The sequence below is a fragment of the Bradyrhizobium sp. STM 3843 genome (assembly GCF_000239815.1).
Taxonomy (GTDB): Bacteria; Pseudomonadota; Alphaproteobacteria; order Rhizobiales; family Xanthobacteraceae; genus Bradyrhizobium.
This window is the reverse complement of the sequence record NZ_CAFK01000032.1, coordinates 12,173-33,114: the sequence shown is the minus strand read 5'-3', so window position 1 is coordinate 33,114 and position 20,942 is coordinate 12,173. Positions and strand designations below refer to the sequence as shown.

The 20,942-nt window shown below is 63.6% G+C and carries 15 protein-coding genes and 2 pseudogenes; 4 read left to right on the top strand and 13 right to left on the bottom strand.

All coding sequences use genetic code 11. The features are described 5' to 3' along the window. The 6 genes and pseudogenes from BRAS3843_RS04840 to BRAS3843_RS04810 all read right to left on the bottom strand — a co-directional run. A pseudogene (locus BRAS3843_RS04840) lies at window positions 1-1,061 on the bottom strand (hypothetical protein); the annotation flags it as partial. 493 nt (window positions 1,062-1,554) lie between these two features. Beyond that, window positions 1,555-3,324: pseudogene (locus BRAS3843_RS04835) on the bottom strand (hypothetical protein); the annotation flags it as partial. Between the two features lie 451 nt (window positions 3,325-3,775). After that, entirely contained in the window at window positions 3,776-4,291 is a 516-nt protein-coding gene (locus tag BRAS3843_RS40520) for a tetratricopeptide repeat protein (RefSeq protein ID WP_175361083.1), read from the bottom strand. Between the two features lie 53 nt (window positions 4,292-4,344). After that, window positions 4,345-5,640 carry an autotransporter strand-loop-strand O-heptosyltransferase gene (locus BRAS3843_RS04820; RefSeq protein ID WP_008967624.1) on the bottom strand — a complete coding sequence of 432 codons (1,296 nt, stop codon included), beginning with the start codon at window positions 5,638-5,640 and terminating at the stop codon, window positions 4,345-4,347. 3 nt (window positions 5,641-5,643) lie between these two features. Continuing rightward, window positions 5,644-7,593 carry an HlyD family type I secretion periplasmic adaptor subunit gene (locus tag BRAS3843_RS04815; protein ID WP_008967623.1) on the bottom strand — a complete coding sequence of 650 codons (1,950 nt, stop codon included), beginning with the start codon at window positions 7,591-7,593 and terminating at the stop codon, window positions 5,644-5,646. Beyond that, a complete protein-coding gene (locus BRAS3843_RS04810) occupies window positions 7,590-9,452 on the bottom strand; it encodes a type I secretion system permease/ATPase (protein WP_244425120.1) in 1,863 nt (620 codons plus the stop codon). Before BRAS3843_RS04810 ends, BRAS3843_RS04815 begins: the two co-directional genes overlap by 4 nt. Between BRAS3843_RS04810 and BRAS3843_RS40515 the strand changes: the two genes are divergently transcribed. The 3 genes from BRAS3843_RS40515 to BRAS3843_RS04795 all read left to right on the top strand — a co-directional run bounded on the left by BRAS3843_RS40515 (window position 9,438) and on the right by BRAS3843_RS04795 (window position 13,352). Further along, window positions 9,438-9,671: a hypothetical protein gene (locus BRAS3843_RS40515; protein WP_008967621.1), complete on the top strand. Its 234-nt coding sequence runs from the start codon at window positions 9,438-9,440 to the stop codon at window positions 9,669-9,671. The two genes, BRAS3843_RS04810 and BRAS3843_RS40515, sit on opposite strands and share 15 nt — an antisense overlap. 685 nt (window positions 9,672-10,356) lie before the next feature. Further along, the gene (locus BRAS3843_RS04800) at window positions 10,357-12,318 is read left to right on the top strand and encodes an ethylbenzene dehydrogenase-related protein (RefSeq protein WP_008967619.1); all 1,962 of its coding nucleotides are present in this window, start codon (window positions 10,357-10,359) and stop codon (window positions 12,316-12,318) included. Continuing rightward, complete coding sequence (locus BRAS3843_RS04795; RefSeq protein WP_244425119.1) at window positions 12,315-13,352, top strand: 2Fe-2S iron-sulfur cluster-binding protein; 1,038 nt, start codon at window positions 12,315-12,317, stop codon at window positions 13,350-13,352. Before BRAS3843_RS04800 ends, BRAS3843_RS04795 begins: the two co-directional genes overlap by 4 nt. A gap of 29 nt (window positions 13,353-13,381) precedes the next feature. Here BRAS3843_RS04795 and BRAS3843_RS04790 read toward each other — a convergent pair whose 3' ends face one another. The 5 genes from BRAS3843_RS04790 to BRAS3843_RS42010 form a co-directional block, all read right to left on the bottom strand. Then, the gene (locus BRAS3843_RS04790; RefSeq protein ID WP_008967617.1) at window positions 13,382-14,239 is read right to left on the bottom strand and encodes a VOC family protein; all 858 of its coding nucleotides are present in this window, start codon (window positions 14,237-14,239) and stop codon (window positions 13,382-13,384) included. A gap of 124 nt (window positions 14,240-14,363) precedes the next feature. After that, on the bottom strand, window positions 14,364-15,950 hold the full coding sequence (locus BRAS3843_RS04785) for an ATP-binding protein (protein ID WP_008967616.1): 1,587 nt from the start codon (window positions 15,948-15,950) through the stop codon (window positions 14,364-14,366). Beyond that, on the bottom strand, window positions 15,950-16,648 hold the full coding sequence (locus BRAS3843_RS04780) for a response regulator transcription factor (RefSeq protein WP_008967615.1): 699 nt from the start codon (window positions 16,646-16,648) through the stop codon (window positions 15,950-15,952). Before BRAS3843_RS04780 ends, BRAS3843_RS04785 begins: the two co-directional genes overlap by 1 nt. Before the next feature lie 21 nt (window positions 16,649-16,669). Beyond that, entirely contained in the window at window positions 16,670-17,431 is a 762-nt protein-coding gene (locus tag BRAS3843_RS42015) for a DUF4173 domain-containing protein (protein WP_008967614.1), read from the bottom strand. Continuing rightward, window positions 17,428-18,159 carry a DUF4153 domain-containing protein gene (locus tag BRAS3843_RS42010; RefSeq protein WP_008967613.1) on the bottom strand — a complete coding sequence of 244 codons (732 nt, stop codon included), beginning with the start codon at window positions 18,157-18,159 and terminating at the stop codon, window positions 17,428-17,430. The genes BRAS3843_RS42015 and BRAS3843_RS42010 overlap by 4 nt, the downstream gene beginning before the upstream one ends. A gap of 206 nt (window positions 18,160-18,365) precedes the next feature. Between BRAS3843_RS42010 and BRAS3843_RS04770 the strand changes: the two genes are divergently transcribed. Continuing rightward, window positions 18,366-19,730, top strand: coding sequence for a glycoside hydrolase family 3 N-terminal domain-containing protein (locus tag BRAS3843_RS04770; RefSeq protein WP_008967612.1), 1,365 nt, complete (start codon window positions 18,366-18,368; stop codon window positions 19,728-19,730). Window positions 19,731-19,757: 27 nt separating this feature from the next. On the opposite strand, the gene BRAS3843_RS04765 is transcribed toward BRAS3843_RS04770, so the two are convergent. Both BRAS3843_RS04765 and BRAS3843_RS04760 read right to left on the bottom strand, forming a co-directional pair. Continuing rightward, a complete protein-coding gene (locus tag BRAS3843_RS04765; protein ID WP_008967611.1) occupies window positions 19,758-20,045 on the bottom strand; it encodes a hypothetical protein in 288 nt (95 codons plus the stop codon). Between the two features lie 63 nt (window positions 20,046-20,108). Beyond that, complete coding sequence (locus tag BRAS3843_RS04760; protein WP_008967610.1) at window positions 20,109-20,855, bottom strand: 4'-phosphopantetheinyl transferase superfamily protein; 747 nt, start codon at window positions 20,853-20,855, stop codon at window positions 20,109-20,111. Window positions 20,856-20,942: the final 87 nt, after the last annotated feature.

Sequence of the window (20,942 nt, the reverse complement as noted above, 5' to 3'; positions counted from 1 at the left end):
TTGATGGTGTTGGCTTCGGCCAGGAACGAGGCCCAGAAATTGGTCTGCGCCTGGTTGTCCTGGAACTTGGTGACGGTGCCGGTGAGCCCGCCCGGATCCTCTGCAAAGCCGCCGACATGCCCGGCCGCGCCATTACCGCCAGCTGCGGTGTTCAGGTTCGCGTCGTTCTGCACGATGTCGATGATGTCGAGCAGATTGTCCGCCGTGCCGCGCAGCGCCGCCTGATTACCGGTCGACGCGGCAGCATCGTATTTGTTGAGCTGCAGGTTGACCTGACCGAGCACTGTCTGCAGGTGGATCGTGGTCAGTGCCGCCGCGTTGGCGGTCTCGCCGGCCTCGATCTGGGCGAGCTGGGTCTTGTTGTTGAGGATGTTGGTGAGACCCTGCTGAACCGCGGTGAGATCGTTGGTGACCTCCTGCAGATTGCCCGCATTGATCCCGCCGGAGGACAAATCGACGACCTTGTTGAACACCAGGCCGACGTCCTTGAGGCTGTTGCCCGCGGTCGCGGCGGCCAAGGTGGCTGCATCATCCGCGCCGGCGGGCGAGTTCTGGAACGCAACGTCATTGGCGCCGGTATTGGCCATGAACGTCACTTTGTTCAGCGCGCCGGAAAGGTGAGCGTCGCCGTTGATCTCGCCAAGGATCTCGGTCTGCACGGCGTGGATGGTCTGCTCCGCCGTGGCCAAAGTCGCGGCGTTGGTGATGCCCGCTGCGGCTGTGACAAGCGAGCCCAGCTGTGCCTGCACATTGGTGAGGACAGCTGTGTCCGTCGCGTTCAGCGTAAAGGTCTGGCCGCCGAGGGTGACCTGGCCCGGATTGGCCAGCATCGCGGCGATATCGTTCTGCACCGCGTGGATGTCGGTGGTGTAGCTGTTGAGGAACGGGTTGGAGTTGCCGCTGCCGGCGAGGCTGAACAGGCCGAGCGAGGCGCGGACCGCGTCATTGAATACGACACCAGCCTGCACCAGATCGGTCGACTGGTTGAGTGCATCTGCGCGCACCAGCAGGTTCGACGTGCCGTTTGCAAGGGCAGTCGGATTGAAGGTGTTATTGGCCATTTATAAATCTCCCCAAGTTCACCCCGGCTCGCACCTGGTCCTGACGCGCGTGACAGGCAGCCGAAATGAGTAGAACAAACCCCCCGCAGCCGGCCGGACGGAACCGTGCGTCCCGTATGCCAGTCGCGAATTATTCGCTCTATTGGGGCCAAAAGAAGCGTGGCCAAGTTCGCAACCATGTTGTTGTTCGGGCAGTTTCCGATTGTTGCTGTTCGGTGACGAACTGCAGCCAAGTGCTTGATCTCGCGGGTGCATCTCGAACACAGGCTGCGTCAGTTCGACGCGCCCTGCATGTTGTCGTCAAGATGTCGCCCTGATCTTCACAATGCCGACGGCGTTCCCGGCCTGGAACTCAATTCAATCGCCGCGGGGCAGCCATTTCGACTCGAGCTGGGCCGAGGGTCGCGCGGTTCTTCTAAAACAGGCCAGTGCAGAAGGGCATTCTGCACTGGAAGGCTATCGTTCGATTTTCTTCGACAGGACAGATGAAAGATCAGCCCCACATATGGACCATCGCGTGATGGTGCGCGGCGGCGGTCGAATGGCTGGCAGCCGTGCTCGACGATGTTGCCGCGGTGTGGCTGTGGCCGGAATGATGACTGTGGTGATGACTCGCGGCCGTTCCATTGTTGGCCGCGGTCGTCGTAGTACCGGTCGAGGCGGCGTTGCCACCTGCCGCGGCGGTGGAGCCGCCAGCTGCCGTCGTGGTCCCACCGGCGGCCGCAGTGGCTCCTGCTGCAGCCGTCGTCGCTCCCGCAGCAGCTGTCGTTGTGGCGGCCGCTGCCGTTCCGCCAGTGCCGTTGGCGATGTTGGGATTGGCGGTGACTGGAATGGTGCCGTGGGCCAAGCCGTGCACTGAAGTCGCCGCCGAGACCGTGGTCGCGGTGCCGACATAGGTCGCGCCACCGACGGCGATGTTGTTGCCGGAGACGTCCATCGCGTCGGCCGCGAAGCCTTGGCCAGCGGCTGCGACCATCGCCTTGTCGGCGGCGAGCGCCGCACCGGTGTCACCGTTCAGAATGCCCTGCAGGCCCTTCACGGCGGCTGCCGTATCTGCCTCGAGCGTGCCGCTGAGTAGCTCGTTGTCGAACCGGCCCTGGAACACCGCGCCTTGCGCCGCGTCGAAGGCTGCGCCGAAGTGCTGATAGTTCTGGATCTGTGTGATCAACGTCTGGCTCGCCTGCGCACCACCGGTCGCGATCTTCTGCAACGTCGCATTGATGGTGTTGGCCTCGGCCAGGAACGAGGCCCAGAAATTGGTCTGCACCTGATTGTCCTGGAACTTGGTGACGGTGCCGGTGAGCCCGCCCGGATCCTCAGCAAAGCCGCCGGCGTGGCCAGCGGTTCCATTGCCACCTGCCGCCATGTTCAAGTTCGCGTCGTTCTGCACGATGTCGATGATGTCGAGCAGATTGTCAGCTGTGCCGCGTAGCGCAGCCTGATTGCCGGTCGAAGCCGCGGCATCGTATTTGTTGAGCTGCAGATTGATCTGACCCAGTACCGTCTGCAGGTGGACCGTTGTAAGTGCCGCCGCGTTGGCGGTCTCGCCGGCCTCGATCTGGGCCAGCATGGTCTTGTTGTTGAGGATGTTGGTCAGGCCCGTGGAGATTGCGGTGAAATCGTTGGTGATCTCCTGCAGGTTGCCCGCATTGATGCCGCCGGCCGCCGCAGCTTCGGCGGCATTGAACACGGCGCCGACGGCCTTGAGGCTGGTGCCGGCCGTCGCCGCCGCCAGCGTTGCGGCATCATCCGCACCGGCGGGAACGTTTTGGAAGGCGACGTCATGGGCGCCGGTCGTGGCCAGGAACGTCACTTTGTTCAACGCGGACGAGAGGTGAGCGTCGTTGTTGATCTCGCCGAGGATCTCGCTCTGCACCGCGTGGATGGTCTGTTCGGCCGTCGCCAAAGTGGCGGCGTTGGTAATACCGGCAGCCGCCGTGATCAGCGAGCCCAGCTGCGCCTGCACATTGGTGAGAACGGCGGTGTCGGTGGTGTTGAGCGTGAAGGTCTGGCCGCCGAGCGTGACCTGGCCCGGATTGGCCAGCATCGCGGCAATGTCGTTCTGCACCGCGTGAATATCGGTCGTGTAGCTGCTGAGGAACGGGTTGGAGTTGCCGCTTCCTGCCAGGCTGAACAGACCCTGCGAAATGCGAACCGCGTCGTTGAAGACGACGCCGGCCTGCACCAGGTCGGTCGACTGGTTGAGCGCGTCGGCGCGCACCAGCAGGTTCGACGTGCCGTTCGCCAGCGCAGTCGGATTGAACGTGTTATTCGCCATTGATCATGTCCTCCAGTGGTCTCGCTCGTCGACTGACAGGCGGCGGCATGTGTCAGAGTGTCGCCACGATGTGTCGAACTGTCGCAGCTGAACTAATTTCCTCAATGGGGCTGAAAAATGCAGGGCGCAGTCCGCAAATATGATGTTGTTCGGGCAGATTGGGCGTGGCGCCAGTGGTTCCAACACGTGATATTGGTGTGCACACTGCACAGCTTTTCGCTGATATGCCGCCGGATCGGCTGGTTTTTCGACGTCAACGCCGGTGGCGAACGTCAAATCCCGCTCTAGTAATGTAGCGTGTCTGACATACGCTTCATATTTCACGGGCTGTTCCAAGCGAACGTCAGACATAAAGCCACACGGCAACCTCAGTTGTGCCGGTGTCCTTCAGTTCAAACTTTCGTAAACACGCGCGCTGCGCAAAATGATCCGAATGTCAAATCCGGTTCGCGAGCTGCGCCTGACACCAGGCGACATCGCGCGGCAGGTCCGATTGGTGCGGCGCCATGACAATGAGGCGCTGAAGCAGGCCGAGGCTGCGGCGATAGTGATTAGTTGCCTCGGTGTGATCGCCCGATGCCGACAGCACCGCGGCGATCCGATTCCAGCAAACCGAGACGTCGCGCAGGAAGGCGATGTTGTCGGGATCGGCGGCGGCGAGGCGCTGCATGATGGCCGCAGCGGTGCGATAGTGGTTTAGCGCGTCGCTATGCTCACGTCGCGCAGTTGCGCGATCGCCTTGGTCAACATGGTTTGCAGCCAGGTCGCGAAGCGCGCCGGCGCGCGGGGTTATGCCCACCGCCATGCCGCCGCGATGGACGGCGATTGGCTGCCGCAGAGGCGGGGTGCTCGCCGCCAGTGCCTCGTCGGCGCGTGGCGCGTGAGCGCACGATTGGCACGCGTCTTCGGCCTCAGAACGCGCAAGCGGCTGGACAATGCCGCCACTGACCACTTCAGCCTCAGGCCATGGCCAGCGCTGACGTGAAGACGGACGCGTTGGCGGACTCATCGGATGGCGGTCCGCGGCATTGGATCGGCCGTTTCAGCAGCGAAACTCGGAATCCTTCCCAGCGCTGCCTTGACCTGATCTGCGGTGATCAGGCGCGTGCACTCGAATTGCCGCGGCGTGTCGCGGTGACGCGGGCACCAAAGAAAGTCGTGATGGTCGAACTGCTGACGGACATCGTTCCAGCAGCTGTTGCAGGCATGATAGTTGATGACGCGGTAGGGCGTCATGAACTCGTTGATGGGGTGCGTAAAGCCGCTGATCATCACGACCGGCGTGCCGGCGGCCCAGGCGAGCCATGACAGTCCGCTCGATAGGCCGACGAAGGCCGCAGCATGTTTGAGCCAGCGGGCGCGCTCCTGCAGTGGCCGGTCGCCCGTCTCGTCCTCAGCGCCATCGGGGATCTCGGTTGTTATCGCGCCGCGGCCGTGCATCGGCTTCTGGTCGATACAGATGACGCGATAGCCGAGCCCCTTGAGGTGGTCGACGATCTCCGCCCAGCCGCGGGGATTGTTCCAGTACTTGCATTGCGTCGTGGCCTGAACGCCGATGCAGACATAGGGATCAGCGATCGGCCGGCTGGCGCTGCGCAATGCGAGGCGCGGCGGCTGCTCGGCGGGATCGACGCCGAGGATGTAAGCGGCGGTGCGGTGCAGTCCGACCTGGCGGAAGTCGCAGGGCTGGTACGCCTGCTCATGGTCGTCGAAGAACAGCGCTACGCTGTAGGTCGCATATTGGCGCTCGGGCTCGACCTGGGCGTGGGAGACGAAGCGGACGTCCGGATAGGCGTCGCGGAACAATGGAATGAGCGGCTCGCCCATCGCGCAGGTGAGGCGGCAGCGGTGCAGCTCCTTGAACGCAATCGCGTAGGAAAGCCAGCCGATGATGTCACCGATGGTACCGACGGGAAATTGAACAAGCACATCGCGGCCCGCGGCGTCGTAGTCGTGGCACAGCACCTGTTCGTTGCCGATCCAGACTTCGAGGCGGAAGCGTACGAAATAGCGCTTGGTGCTGTTGACGTACCCTGATCGCAGGGAGGTTTCGAACAGAACGTTGCCGGTGTCGAGATCACTCAGACGAACGCGCCACGGCCGGCCCGTTTCCGGCAGCATGACCCGGCAGCCATCGTTGAAATCGAAACGCAGGCCGATCGGTCCGGCCTGGGTCGGCTGCGCCGCCGGCCGCGGCAGCCGACGGCTTGTTCCCTGCGCCGTGCCTGCGCCAGCGCTATCCCGCTCACGCATCACCTTGTCAGTCTCAGTGCCCGGCTCGGCCCCAAGCGAGTGCCGCACCGGCTATTCCTCGACGAAGGCGCGACGCCACTGCTCCATGATCGGCTTCATCAGGTAGCTCAGCATCGTGCGCTTGCCGGTCTGCACGAAGACTTCGGCCTGCATGCCAGGGATCAGCTGCACGTTGCCCAGGCGATGCCGCTCATCGTCCGACATGACCACGCGAACCGTATAGAAAGTCGAATTCGACCGCTGATCCGTCGTGATGTCGGGCGAGACGAACGAGACTTGGCCGGTGACCTGCGGCGTGGTGCGTGAGTTGAAGGCCGAGAAACGAACAAACGCATCCTGGCCGGTATGGACGTGATCGATGTCCTTCGGCTGGACATGGGCTTCGACCTGGAGCTCGTCGGAATCGGGCACCACTTCCATGATCGTCTCGCCCGCCTTGACGACGCCGCCGATCGTGTGGACCGAGAGCTGATGGACCGTGCCCGAGTTCGGCGCGCGGATCTCGATCCGGTCGAGCTGGTCGCGTCCTGCCACACCCTTCTCGATCAGCTCGCCTTCCTTGGCCTGCGCTTCACCGAGATCCTTGACCACTTCGGTGCGGAAGTCCTGGTCGGTCTTGACGATCTGCAGCTCCGCCTCGTTGATCTTCGACCGCGTCTCGGCGACGCTCGAGGTCAGCTGACCGCGCTCGCCGTCGATCCGTGCCGCCTCGCGTTGCAGCGTCGTGAGCCTGGTCAGCGGCACCAGCCGCTTGTCATAGAGATCCTGGACACCAGCAAGTTCGCCGTTGATCAGCTCGATCTGCTTGCTCTTGGAGTCCGCCTGGGCCTCCATGCCGGCGATCTCCTGATTCAGCTGCGCGATCCGCCCCTGCAGCAGATCCTTTTGGCTTTGCCGCGTGAGCAGGCGCGCCTTGAACAGCGAGTTCTCCGACGCAATCACGGCGCGGACATTGGCGTCGTCCGTGCGCGAGGTCAGCTCCGATGGGTATTCCGGCTGCTCCTTGCCGTCACGTTCGGCCGTGAGGCGGGCGATCTTCGCCCGCTGCTCGTTCAGCTGTTTGGTGATCGTCTGCAGCGCCGCCTGCGTCTGGGTTGCGTCCAATCGCACCAGGAGGTCGCCGGCTGCGACGTGTGTGCCGTTCTCGACCTTGATTGCGGCAACGACGCCGCCAGTCGGATGTTGGATCGCCTTGACGTCGGACTGCACGACCAAATTTCCCGGCACCACGACGGCTCCGGCGAGCGGCACCAGCGTCAGCCAGCCACCACCGAGAACGCCGGCGACGAGTAGTACGCGCAGTCCGGTGCGCAGCTCGTTCTCGAACATGAAGCCGACGCGGGGAATCAGCGCTTCGCCGGAGGGGTCGTCGAGCTGAGCTGCGGTGCCTTGACTGGCGATGAAGGTCATGCCGGTCGTCAGGGCAACGCTTGCGGTTCCGACCAGCCGACCCATTTTCGTCTGCGGCTCGGCCAAAGCCGGCACCTGCGCGGGTGCGAGCGAGCGCGATCGTTGGCTGCCCTCCGAGCGCAGATCAAGCGTCGGCGCAACCGCTCTGAAATTCATCGGCGGCGCTGCGTCGTTCGGCGCCATTGAGCGCGGCCGCTGTGGGGGCGTTATCTCCGGCTCGCGGACCCAGGCTGGCCGATTCTCGCGCATGGTGTCGGGACGGCGCTGCGGAGCGCGGGCAGGGCTCAATCCGAACAGCGACAGCGAGATGTCGAAGGCCCGACCCACCTTGCCTTTCTTTCTCTTGGCAACGCGTTGCGGCGCTTTTTTTCGGCCGCCGGCCGGCGCCGGCCTGCGGCCCTTCCTGGCGTCCTCGCGCGAACCGCGCCGGGTTCGCGGATCATCCGGCTCGTCATCGTCGAAGGCGTTCTGCAGCCGCTGCAGCTCCAGGATCAGGGCATCGCCCTGAGGCCCCACGGTGCGGCTCCGCGGCATCCCTCTCCAATTGGGGTCGTTCTCGTCATACGGGCGGAGCTCGTTGACATGTTTCATGCAGGGGCCCCCTCCGCGGCTGGTGCTGCGCGACGAATCGCTCTCGCATTCGGTGCGGGTGCCGCCTTTTGGATCGCGGGCGGCGCTTGAGTGGCCTTGCCTCCGGCGATCTGAGTGGCCTTGCCTCCGGCGATCCGCGCAAAGATTTCCTGACAGGGGCCGAAGGCAATGGATCGGCCTTCATAGAGCACCATCGCCATGTTCAGCGCGTTGAGCGCGCTCGGCCTGTGCGAGATCACGATGACGATCGATTGCTTCTGGCGCATGATCGCGATCGCGCGGCTCAGCGCGTTTTCACCATCGGCGTCCAAATTCGCGTTCGGCTCGTCGAGCACGATCAGGAAGGGATCGCCGAACACGGCACGTGCAAGCCCGATCCGCTGCCGTTGCCCGGCGGACAATGACATGCCGCCCTGGCCGATTCGCGTCGAATAGCCGTCCGGCAGGCGCAGGATGATGTCGTGCACGCCCGCGATCTGGGCTGCCTGCAGGATCGAGTCCGAACTCGCGTCATCGTCGAACCGGCAGATGTTGTCCGCCACCGTGCCGTCGAACAGCGCGACGTCCTGCGGCAGGTAGCCGATGTGGCGGCCAAGATCCTCGTTGCTCCATTGATCAAGCGCAGCGCCGTCGAGCCGGACCACACCCTGCTGCGCCGGCCAGATTCCAACCAGCGCTTTCGAGAGTGACGTCTTGCCGGACGCGCTCGCGCCCAGGAGCGCAAGGCCGGTACCGGCGGGGACTGCGAATGAAACGTTCGAGACGATCGGCCTCTCCTGGCCGGGCGCGGCGACCGTGAGTTCTTGCACGGTGAGGTCGCGACCCGGTCGCGGCAGCGATACCGGCGGGGCAGGCGGCTTCGCAGTGGCTTTGCAGATGTCGCGCAGTCGCGCGATTCCCTGACGCGCGGCGACCAGCTGCTTCCAGCTTCCGAGCGCGACTTCGACCGGAGCAAGCGCGCGCCCCATCAGAATTGAGGACGCCATCATCACGCCGCCTGAGGCCTGCTCGGAGACGACGAGGGCTGCGCCGATCCCCAGCATGCCCGATTGCAGGATGAAGCGGAGCACCTTCGCGGCCGAGCCGAGATTGGCGTAGACGTCGCTGGAGCGGATATTCTCCTTGAGATAACGCTCGTTCACATCGGTCCAGCGTGTGGAAAAGCGCTGCATCATGCCGAGCGCTCGAATCACCTCGGCATTGCGCTGCATCGCGTCCGCGAGCACCTGGCGTGCCGCGCTGGTCTCGCTGGCAGATTTGCTCGCCTGGCGCGAGAGGCGTTCGGTCAGCACGGTCATCGAGATGATGGCAGCCGTGCCGACCATCGCGGTGATGCCGATCAGCGGATGAAACAGGAACAGACCGATCAGGAAGATCGGAATCCAGGGCATGTCGAGGAACGCGGTCGGTCCCATGCTCGACATGAAGGCGCGCAACTGGTCGAGATCGCGCAGCGGCTGCTGCATCAGCATCGGCTTGGTGCCGCGCAGAGGCAGGGTTGCCAGCGCGTGATGGATCGCCTCCTGCAATCCCGCGTCGAACATGGTCGCCACGCGGCACAGCATGCGCGCGCGCAGCGCGTCGAAATAACCCTGGATCACGTAGGCGGTCAGGATCATGACCGACAGGCCGGCGAGCGTCGCCAGATTCTTGCTCGGGATGACACGGTCGTAGACCTGCATCATATAAACAGAGCCCGAAAGCATCAGGATGTTGATGACACCGCTGAATACGCCGATGCCGGCCATGCGCCGCGCCGCCTGGCGCAGGCCGCGTGTGACGGGATCGTCTCCCGTTCCAAGAAAATCTGCTAAGCCTGCCGCCGGCTTCATTCGCGGACGGTCTTGAGCGACACTCATCCGGTCGCGCTCTCCATATATATTGCCGGGACCACAATCGTTCGGGCCGTGTTGACAGCCGATGCCGACGATTTTCCGGCAACAATGGGACAAGGGGAGATTTCTCTTGGAAAAACGGTTGTGCGTGACGCCGCCAACGCGTGGCGCATGGGACACAGCGATGCAGTGCAAAAAAAATTTCAGGCCGATCGGCGAAAATGTGGTCGCGTCGATTTCTAGAGATCACGTCGATAGTTGCGCCCCGATCGGCGCGCGAGCGAACCGCCGATGTCACAGTTTGGTCCGCCTATAACCTTGCTTCTGCACGCATTGGTCGCCGTGCGGGCCGAATGACGCCATGAAGCCAAATAAATCTTCGTGAAATGCAATGGATGCGCCGATCACTTCTTGGTTTTCGGTATCCGAGGATAGAACAGGGATGACTATGGCGATGACGACGAGGCCAGGCGGGGCGCAGTCAGACTCGTGATGATTGCGATCGATGTCCGCGTAGTCCGCTGCGGAGCTGTCATGCGGCCGCGCGGAACTGATGCCGAGAGCGGATACGCTTAGGGGAAAGCGTACTGGCGCGATGCAAGGGCTCTGATGCCGTTCGCGCCCATGCTGATAGACCCGAGCACGGAGGCGCTACTCTGAGAGAGCGCGTCGTAGAGGGCTGTCCGGCCGCCCGCGAGGATCTCCTCGCGACGGCAGAGAAGAATGCTCGATTGCCGAACAGGCATCTGGGGGACCTCTTGCTTAACGACACGACTAGCTACCGGATCGACGTGGGGCTCGATGCAAACAAGGGTTCGACCCGCTACCGCGCGCAACTCGTCCCGTCGCGCGGCCGATATAGCGCCGTTCTTTGCATGGCAGATGCCGGCACTTGCATTTGCGCAGGCCCGCGAGGAGGCGGCCGCGCATGAAGATCCGCAAGACAGACTACGGAACAATCATTCTGCATTGGCTGCTGGTCGGCGCCACCGTGATCGACTTCGCGACCGGACTGCGTATGGCGACGGAGGCGCCCGGGCACGCCTGGATCGCGGAGTATCTCGATTTGCTGCTGCCGCGAGCGCACACGTGGACATGGCACATGCCGGCCGGCGTGGTGCTGACGAGCGTCGCCGTCGCTTACATGATCTACGTCGCCAAATCCGGCCTCGGTCGGCGCGTGGCCGTGGACAAGATGCGCATCAAGGGCCTGATGGGCCGCAGGCCGGCGCGGCTGGGCTCCATCAGCGTGCTCCTGCATTGGGTGCTCTTCATCTCGATGGCCGCATTGATCGTGACCGGCGGCTTGCTGTTCTTCGGTATCGAGTCGGGATACGTGACGATGATGATTCACTGGTACGCCACCTGGGTCGTGCCCGCGTTCATCCTCATGCATGTCCTCGTTCACTTCGGTATCGGCGGCACATCGCAGCTGTACCGGGTATTCCGGCCGCAGCCGCTTCCACCACCACCGCCACGCCTGGATGCAGTTGAGTTGCTGACGATGCTTGTTGAACAATCCGAACGGCTTGAGGAAAGTGAGGCGCCGGTCCGATCGGCGCCGCCGATGGCTCCGGCCGCCAAATCCGGAGGGCGCGAGCCGGCGAAGGCCGCAAATCGTTCGGATGATCTCATTCGCACGCGCGCGGAGTCACGCAACGGCCCGGTGCGTGCACGGCCGTCGGCGCCGACCAAGAGCGGCGCCAGAAGCAATAACAAAGGCAACGCGCGGCGGCGCAATCCGACCTTCCAGGCAAACCCGTTCGTGATCGCAGCGGCGGTCGCGATCGTGGCCGGCTGGATGATGGTGGCAGCCGACTATTACGCGGAGGACACGGTCACCGTGCATCGGATCGCGAACGCGGATGCTCCGACGCTCGACGGCGACACCTCGGACCGGGTTTGGCGCAACATCCAGCCGCACATGGTCACCACCAACCAGGGCGACAATTTCGACGGCACCGGTGAGTCGCGCGTCTGGATCAAGGCGGCGCATGACGACACCTGGGTCTATTTTCTCGTCATCTGGGAAGATCCGACCCGTTCGTTGAAGCAGCTTCCACTGATCAAGCGGGCCGACGGCTGGCACCTGCTGCATAACGGCTACGAGAAGGGCGACGAGAACGATTACAACGAGGACAAGCTCTCGCTGCTGTTCACGACGCTGCCGATCACGCTTGCGGCCGACCGGACCTTCCACATGAGCTCGAAGCCGCTGCCGGACAAGCCGGCGACGCTGTCGGGGCGCGGCATTCATTACACACCGGCTCCCGACCTCTATGCGGATGCATGGCAGTGGAAGGCGACGAGCGGCGGTCCGACCGGCTGGATGGATGACGATCATTTCGGTCCGCCGGCGGAGCCCACCCCGGATCAGGTCAAGGGTCTCGTCCCCTACAAGGGAGGGTTCGCGCCCGACCCGGGCGAGGCAAACTACTCCGACAACTTCATCATCGATCGCGATGCAGCGATGCTTGGCAATCGCGGCGTGAGGCCGAAGCGGCTGCCGAAGGACGTCGCCGCCATGAAGGCCGCGATGGGCGAGATCAATCTCGACCCGAATATCGGCGAGAACGATGGGGCGCGCTGGTTCATGACCGAGGCCGAATCGGTGCCTTATTCAATGGAGGCTGACGCGCAGATCCCAGTCGGCACAGTGGTGCCCGGTGTCGTCATCAATGGTGACTTTACCGGCGACCGGGCGGATATCCGCTGTGCCGCACGTTGGGCATCGGGCCACTGGACGCTCGAAATTGCCCGCAAAATGGACACACACAGCAAGTACGACGTTCCGATCAAGAACGGGGTGTTTATGCGGGTGGCCGCGTTCGATCACACTCAGATCCGGCATACGCGGCAGATCCGGCCAATGCGACTAGAGGTGGAATGATGGGGAAGATTTGCAAGGTCCAGCTCAACAAGGAAACGTTCTACGCCAATGTAGGCGATCTCCTGCTCGACAGTGCGATCTCCAGCGGCGTCGAACTGCCCCATGATTGCCGCAGTGGTATTTGTGGTTCCTGCAAGGTCCGCGTCGTCGACGGCAAGCTGTTCGGGGGCACGGAAGGTGACATGGCGCATGCCTGTCAGGCGCGTGTCGTCTCCGACCTCAAGATCGTGACCGAGCCGGTGCCGGATACCGTGACGATGTCGACCGAGGTCGGGGATCTTGTCCGCCTTGCGCCGGACGTGATGGGCGTCACGCTCGACCTGCCGAAGCCGTTGCGCCATTTTCCGGGGCAGTATGTCAAGGTGCAGTTCCGCGGCTATCCGGCTCGCTGCTACAGCCCGACCTATCCGATGGTCGGTGCGCCGGACAGTCACCTGCTTTATCTCCACATCCGCAAGCTCAAGGATGGCTTGGTCTCCTCGGCGCTTGGACGCGAGATCCAGCCTGGCCATCGTGTCAAGCTGATCGGCCCGCTTGGCACCGCATTCTTCCGTCCCAAACATCGCGGCCGTGTCGTGCTGGTCGCAAGCGGCACCGGCTTTGCGCCGATGTGGTCGATCGCGGTCGCCGCGATCACCGAGAACCCGAAGCGCGACATGGTGTTCATCGTGACCGCGCGCACGCTGCAATCGTTCTACATGCACCAGGCGTTGTGCCGGCTGGCGCGCTTCCCCAATGTCAAGATCATCCCGATTGTCTCGGAGCCGCAGAACGTCTCGCCGGCGCTGCGGACCGGTCGTCCGACCGAGCATATGCCCGACCTGACGCCTGACGACGTGGTCTATACCTGCGGCGCCCCCGCAATGACGGATGCGGTGGCGAAGATCGCCCGCGCTGCCGGTGCCCGCTGCCATTGCGATCCGTTCGTTTCGTCGGCGCAGCCGTCGGAGCAGGGCGGCAATCTCATGGGCCGTCTCGCCGGTTGGCTGGAAAGCCAGCGCGGCCGGCCTTCGATGTTGCAGGCGGCTGAATAATGCAAACGGCTGGGCTGGCGCAGCTCGCGTCAGCCGGTGACGAACGCGACCAGCGTGCCGTTGGCGGCCGCAGGTGGGACGCATAGGCTCGTGCCGCTGCGGACGCCGTTTGCGCCCAGCGCGGTCTCGGTCGCAGCGAGATCGCCTGATACGATTACCAGACCTGCGCCGCCGCGGTCGGGCAAGCCTGTGAGCGGCACGCCGGGATAGCGGCTCGTCAACTGATCCTTCGTCACGAAGACAAAGGCCGCGCGGGTGTCGCCGGAGGCGACCGTGACCGCGCCGTCCGCTTCGACATGCCCTTCGCGATCGATCAGCCGCGACAGATGCGCGGCATCCTTGGTCGGCTCCGGCGTTACGATCAGCACCTGTTTCAGGCGCTTGGCCGCATTGGCGTGGCGCATCAACTCAGGGATCCAGACGGTCTCGCGGGTCTTATGCTCGCAGGCGAAGATGCGTAAGCCGCCGGGCGCCTCGGTGATCGGCCAATGAAAGACCCGGAACTTCGCCGCCGAGATGCTGCCGTCCGGCATCGCCACCGGGCGCTCGAAGTCGGTCGGGCCGATCGGCTCAAAGCCGCGGGAGCGAATCTCCTCGGCTCCCTCGGCCGAATCGACTGCGGTGAAGGCGATCCGTTCGATGCCGTCGCCGCGGCGGGCGAGAAAATTCCGGGTCGGCGCGTTCTGATCGGTTTCCGAGATCACGCCGAGCAGCTCGATGTAGTCAGGATCGAGCATGATCGTGTAATTGCCCGTTCCCATCTTGGCGCTATGGGTCCCACGAAGTGACAGCGTGAAGCCAAGCCGCTTCCAGGTCTCGGCCGCCTCGTCGAGCTCTGTGACCGCAATGACAGCGTGATCGATCCCGATGACATTTTTCAGGGCCACGGATTTGCTCTCCTCAACTTCGCTCGCCGGGATGACATAGGCTGACCTCACGTGCCCGGCAATAGCAGCGCTCGGCTTGGCGCGGGTGATCTGCCGCCTCAGCGCTGGACCGGGTCTATGAGGTTTATGCGTTCGGAAAACGCAATGTGAAGGCCGCACCGTGCTCGGTCGGCCTGAGCGCAATCGAGCCGCGATGGCTGGTCATGATCGTGCGCACGATCGCAAGCCCCATGCCCGTGCCGCCACTATCGCGACGCGTGGTGAAGAAGGCATCGAAGACGCGCTCGCGGTTTTGGGGCGAGATCGGCTCGCCGTCATTGCTGACCTCGAGGACGAGCATGTCGACGTCTTGATGCGCCTCCAGAAAGATAGTGCGGGCCTGATGACGACGGGCATTGTCGGCGAGATGCGTCAGGACGATCGAGGCGGTCTCCGCCGACATCGCAATCGTGTGGTCGAGTGAGCCGGGCGTGACGATGTTCGGCAGAGCAAAGCGTTCGCGCAGTTTCGCAGTCACCGCCGCCAGATTGGCCCGCTCGTTCTGCGCGGCGATTTCGGCGCGGGCGAGCTCGCGCAGGCGCTGCGTCATGACTTCGAGACGCTCGGCATCGCCGAGAATATTGCTGAGGAATTTCTCCTGCTCGGCGCGGGTCAGGGTATCTGAGGGGCTGCCAACCGAATCCAGCAGCAGTTCGGCCGCCCCTTTGATCGATGTGAGCGGGGATTTCAGCTCATGCGTCAGGTGGGCAGAGAAGCTCGCAATGTGGTCGGAGCGCCGGGCTAGTTGCTCGGCCATGGCAAAAAAGTGTTTCGATAGTTCGGCAAAGTCGCGCGTCCCGTAATGTGCGAGCGGACGGAATCCCTCGGGATCGCCGCGACCGATACGTCCGGCGCGTTCGACCAGTTCACGCATCGGATGCGTGATCGTTCGCGCGACGACGAAGCCGATCAGCAAGGTCGTCAGCGCCACCGCCGATCCTGCCGCGATGAACTTGCCGCGCTCCTGATACAGATGTTCAAAGATGTTGCGGGGTGTGCGCGAGGTGTAGATCACGCCGGCGACATGATTGTCGACGACCACCGGCATCGCGGAGAAGACGTGCACGCCGACGCCACGGCTGAGCGAATAGATCGGTGGCGGCGCCTTGTCAGGCATGCGGATGCGCAAGGCTGCCTTGTATTGGCCCTGCAGCGCGGCCGCGACTTCGTCGATATGGGCCAGCGATTGCCCGACCTCGTCGCGACCGGCGATGACGACCCCACGCGGATCGAGGATGCGGAAACCTGCCAAGGTGACCTTCTGGGTCTCGAGCAGGATCGGCATCAGCCGTGCACCAACCGCGACATAGGCGGGGTCAGCCGCTTGCGGAGCCGGGCGCGCGTCAGGGCGCCGTACGAACAGATCGTCAGCGGCGAGATCAAGCAGGGGTCGGATCGGCGTGACCGCATCGGGCGGGTCGGGACGCAGCTCAGGGGGAATCTCGGCGCCGAGAGGAATTCCGGCGCCGAGCCGCTTCGTCACTTCCTCGGCATAGAGAGCAGCCAAAACCCGGCTCTGCGCGATCAGCTCGGCCTGGGTCTGGCGGATCAGCTGATTGTCATAGATGCGGAAGAAGAACAGCCCGACCAGGGGCAGGGTGGCGACCAGTGTCAGCACGCCGAAAAGAATCTGGCGCAGCGACGGTCGCCATTTGCGGCGGGGCACGATCATCACGAGCCACCGCAGCGGCCGAGCCGAAAGCCGACGCCGTGCACGGTCTCGATCGCATCATCACACCCAGCGCCGGTGAGCTTGGCCCTGATGTTGCGGATGTGGCTGTCGATCGTCCGGTCGGACACCTGGATGTTCATCTGATAGGCAGCCGCCATGATCTGCTCGCGGCTGAACACCACGGCGGGACGGCTCAAGAAAGTCCGGAGAATACCAAATTCCAGCGCGGTCAGGCCCAGCCGCATCTCGCCGAAGGAAGCGACGTGTTGCTCGGGATCAAGTCGAAGCTTGCCGTGGACCAGCTCGACTGGCTCGGCTCGATCCGTGCGGCGTGATGCCGTCCTGCGCAGGATGACATTGATCCGGGCGGTCAGCTCGCGCGGGCTGAACGGTTTGGTGACGTAGTCGTCGCCACCGATCTCAAGCCCGAGAATGCGATCGATCTCCTCATCGCGGGCCGACAGGAACAGGATCGGAACATCGGAGGTCCGCCGAATGCGCCGGCAGACTTCGAGCCCGTCGAATTCGGGCATTCCGACGTCGAGCACGATCAGATCAGGTTGATCGCTGGCAAAGCGCGCGAGTGCAGCCTTGCCATCCGCGGCCTCGATGACGGCCATGCCTGCCTTGCTGAGCGCGACCCGGATCACCTCGCGGATGTGAGGGTCATCATCGACGACGAGGATGCGAGTGGGCATGGCGGCCTGCAGGGACGTTTCTCAGCTCGGAGGAGATGATGGCGGATGAGTGTTGAGATATTGCTGCAGCCGCCAGCTGCGGAAACCCCAGGTTCGCCAGGACGCCATGTCGCCGGCCTGCATCTCGAGCAGCCCAGCGCGGCGCAAGGAGAGGTGGGCGTCGGAGAGGTGGAATGCGATGGCCCGATCGATGGCCGGCAGCGCCTGCGGGCCGAGGCTCGCGAGATAGCAGATATCCAGGACGACCCCCTTGCCCCCTGCCTCCTGGCTGTGAGCGACATTGTAGCCGGCGATGATGGCGTTGAAATTGGTCAGCGCGCATACATACAGAGTCGCCGTCAAGGCCAACAGGTTCATCCGGACCAGCCAGCGGTGCGAACGATTGAGCCTGATCCGCAGAACGATCAGGATCAGGCCGATCGCGACCAGGCCCATCCAGACCAGCGCAGCGACACGCCAATAGGTCAGGAGATAGATGTCGATGTAAAGTTTCAGCCGTAGCATCGAGGATACGACCAACAACAGATTTTGCCCGACCCAGAGATAGAGCAGGGGACGAAGCAGCCGCGGTTGCCGTTTCTCGTCGGTCGGTCGGATGGCGATGAGGACGAATGCTGCTGCAAGGAGCGCCGTCACGATCAGGGCATATGCGCCGCGATGCGCATAACTCGCATAGGTCAGACCGTCGGGCAGCGCTACCCCGCCCCAGAGATAGACGAGATCGAGCGCACTCTGGACTGCAAACAGCAGATTGAACAGGATCAGCGAGCGCAAGACCGTCATGGCTCCGAGCACATCGGTCGATGCTGTCGACGCAGGGTCCTGTGCCGGCACTTCAGCCGGTCCGGCGAGATCGACCGCCGCACGACCTTGCGCCGCCATCTGAGCTGGATGAACGGCCAGATCAGCGACAGCATCGCGAGCCAGAACAGTGCACGCAGCCGATCAAAATCCGCGATCACTCTGTCAGGTCTGAGTGTGCCCAGCCATCGCTCGATCAGCGGATTGGCCGCGGCAAACAGTGCCAGGAACACAAGCCCGAATGCGAGCGGTACGCACCATCCGAGAATTGCGCCGGCCGAGCCCGGCCCGCGCATGGCCGCCAGGACGTCGGGGCCCAGCCTGAACGGGCCGATCAGCAGCAGCTGACGGAAAGCCGTGAGCGGGGTTCGCAAGCCACCGGCCGCCGGATTGGTCCACAAGGCGATACTGCTGATGGTTCCAAGCAGGAGGAAGAGGAACGAGAGCAGGTTCAAGTCCTCGACAGCGGGCAGCGCGCCGACAACAAAGATGGCGCTCGCCGCACGCGCGCGCTTGTGGTCGAGCTGCGCAAAATTGGCGATGAGCGAGGCTGCGGTCAGGACCATCAAAAATAGTACGAGAGATAGTCCGATCCGCTGATCGTAGAACAGCGCGTCTGCGATTGCGGCGAGCGCAATGACGATCATGAGCCTCAATGCAAATGGTCGGTCGGAAGCGCGCTCGACAGCCGGTGTGGCCAAACTCGTCATCTCTGATCCTCGCAAGTCCTGATTCAGCCGCCACGGTGGGCGGATGACGTGAACCATGACGCGCTGCCGTGCAGCGGTGGGGGAGCCGTTCTGCAGGGTTCCAGGATTCTTTTGCAGATTTTGTGCAGCCGGCATTTGGCGGCTGGTGCGCGCGCGGGCACGTTGCTAGGCCGGCTCCAGTCCATCTCCGGCGATCGGTTCAGCGGATGATCAAACGTATCGGCATCGTCACACTGTGGTTGCTCGCGCTTGCTCTGATCGTCGTTACCGTGAACAGCAACGAACCGTATCTGGTTCGGCTGCGAGGCGCGGGCAATCTGATCATACTGGGCGTGAGCGTCGGCTTTCCCGTCCTGCTGCTCCGTCGCGGCGCATGGCGCAGCCGCAAGCTGGGCGACCGGCTCCTGCTACTGCTCTGGTGTGTGCCGGCAGTCGCCTTTATCCTGGCGCAGACATGGTTTGCCTGGCGCAAGCACGAGGTCCTGGCGACCGATACAGCGATCGCGCATCTGCTCGGGCGGCATTTCGTGGTTGGTTATGCGGCCTCGGAAGAGGCGGCGATGCTGGCCGAGAAGGGGTTGATCGGCGGCGTCTATGTCACCCGCCACAACGCCGGCGATCGAACCGCAGCCGAGCTCAAGGCCGAGATCGCGGAGTTGCAGGCGGCGCGCGTCGGCGCTGGTTTGCCGCCCCTGATCGTTGCCGCCGACCAGGAGGGTGGCGTCGTCGCGCACCTGTCACCGCCATTGCCGCGTGAGGACGCGCTCTCGACCCTTGCCGACCTCGCGTCAGAGCCGCGCCGCCGTGCGGCCGAGGCGCTCGGACGCCGCCAGGGTGCGGCGCTTGCCGAGATCGGGGTCACGCTCAACCTGGCGCCGGTGCTGGATTTGCGTCCCGATCGGAGCCGGATTCGTTTCGACTTCAATACGCTGATCGGGCAGCGCGCCATTTCTGATGATCCCACTGTCGTCAGCGAGATTGCGACCAACTATGTGCGCGGCCTTGCGGCGAGCGGCGTCGGCGCCGCGGTGAAGCACTTTCCCGGCCTTGGGCGCGTGACGGCCGATACGCATCACTTTGCGGCACGACTGAACACGCCGACGGCAGAGCTCGAGGGTACGGACTGGCGTCCGTTCCATGATGTTCTCGAGAGCACGAGCGCGGCACTGATGGTCGGCCACGTCATCCTGGAGTCCATCGATCCGGATCGTCCGGCCTCGCATTCGAAAGCGGTGCTCGATGGTTTGATCAGGCACGCCTGGAATTACGACGGCGTCGTCATCACCGACGATCTTGTGATGGGCGCCATCTATGGCGGCGACGTCTGCAAGGCGGTGGTGGAAGCGCTGAACGGCGGAGCTGACCTCTTGCTCGTCGCCTATGATGGCGCGCAGTTCTACCGCGTCTTCGGCTGCGCGCGCCGGGCGCTCGAACAAGGCCAGCTTGATCTGATTGCGTTGGCGCGCAGTGAGGAGCGGCTGCAGCGCTGGCTGGGAAAGCCTGTCGAAACATCAGCGCCCGGCGTCGTGGAGAGCCGCATGCGCGGACCGACCTCGCGGGCAGGCTTCTGAAGAAAGGTCGCGGCGTGATCGACCGGATCAGCGCTGGCCGTTGCCGGTCCAATCGCGCCAGGACACGCTGGAGAGACTGCGCAGATCAGTTCCGAGCGGCCGCCGCGTCTGCCGGTCGTACTGGGCAACGACCTGTTCGGACTCGCGGATCTTCTCCTTGAGTTCGGAAAGCTGCCGCTTGGCCCCTTCGAAGGCCTTGGAATCAGCGCTCTCGCCGACCGTGAACCGCGCGGTCTCGATCTGTCTCAGCGCCGCACGGTTCTTCTTGAGCTGTGCGCGATGCCAGGCGATCCTGCTGTCACTGTCCGCAACCATGCTGAACTCCTCGGTCGGCCCAAGAGTAAACAAGCGAAAGGTGATTCGCGACAGTTTCGGCGCTCATCGAACCGTACCCTCAAGGATGGCCATCTCTCCGTTTTCGATATGCACGCGCGACACGGAAACCACCGTCTGCGGAGGTCCCGACCGGATCGCCATTGCGAGCGCGTGGTTTGGAGTAGGCTGATCCTCGATAAATCTCCATCTTGCCGCTTCGGTCGGATCGTCCGGATGAAACCTCACCGCTGTGGGATTGAACGAAAAGCTGAAACTGTCGAGCGCGCGGTTCAGGCCTTCGCCCGTGGCTTTGATCAGCGCCTCCTTCAATGTCCAAAAACGGAAAAAAGTCTGCGTCCGCTGCGCGGGAGGCGCAGCCCGCATCAGGGCCACTTCGTCGGCGCTGAAATACCGCTCGGCGATGTCGAGCTCTGCGCGTTCAGGCGCAATCCGTTCCACATCGACTCCCATCTCGATGCCATGTCCGACCGCGCAGGCAACGAGTCCCTTGGTATGGGACAGATTGAAAGTAACACCGAGCGAACTGAGCGCCGGAGCGATGGACGGCTTGCCATATCGTTCGGTCGTAAATTGCCAGGCCTCAGGTGCCAAGGGCGCGGCGCGGCTTAGCGCGTAGCGGAGCAGCCAGTGCGCGGCGATGTAGATCTCGCGGTCGACATCGAAATAGAAACGATCGGCCCGGGCGCACTCCTGCTCGTCCAGGCAGATGCGCCAGCGGGCCAGCAGCGCGGGTAGTGGTGCCTCGACTTGCATCAGCCAAAGCTGGATGTCATTTCGTTCCGCAGTCATACCGGTGTCATGCCAGATCAGCGCGGCCTTATTCGAGGCCCGCGCGACACTGTGCCCCTCAACTCCGGAAGAACGAAGAAGAAGTTT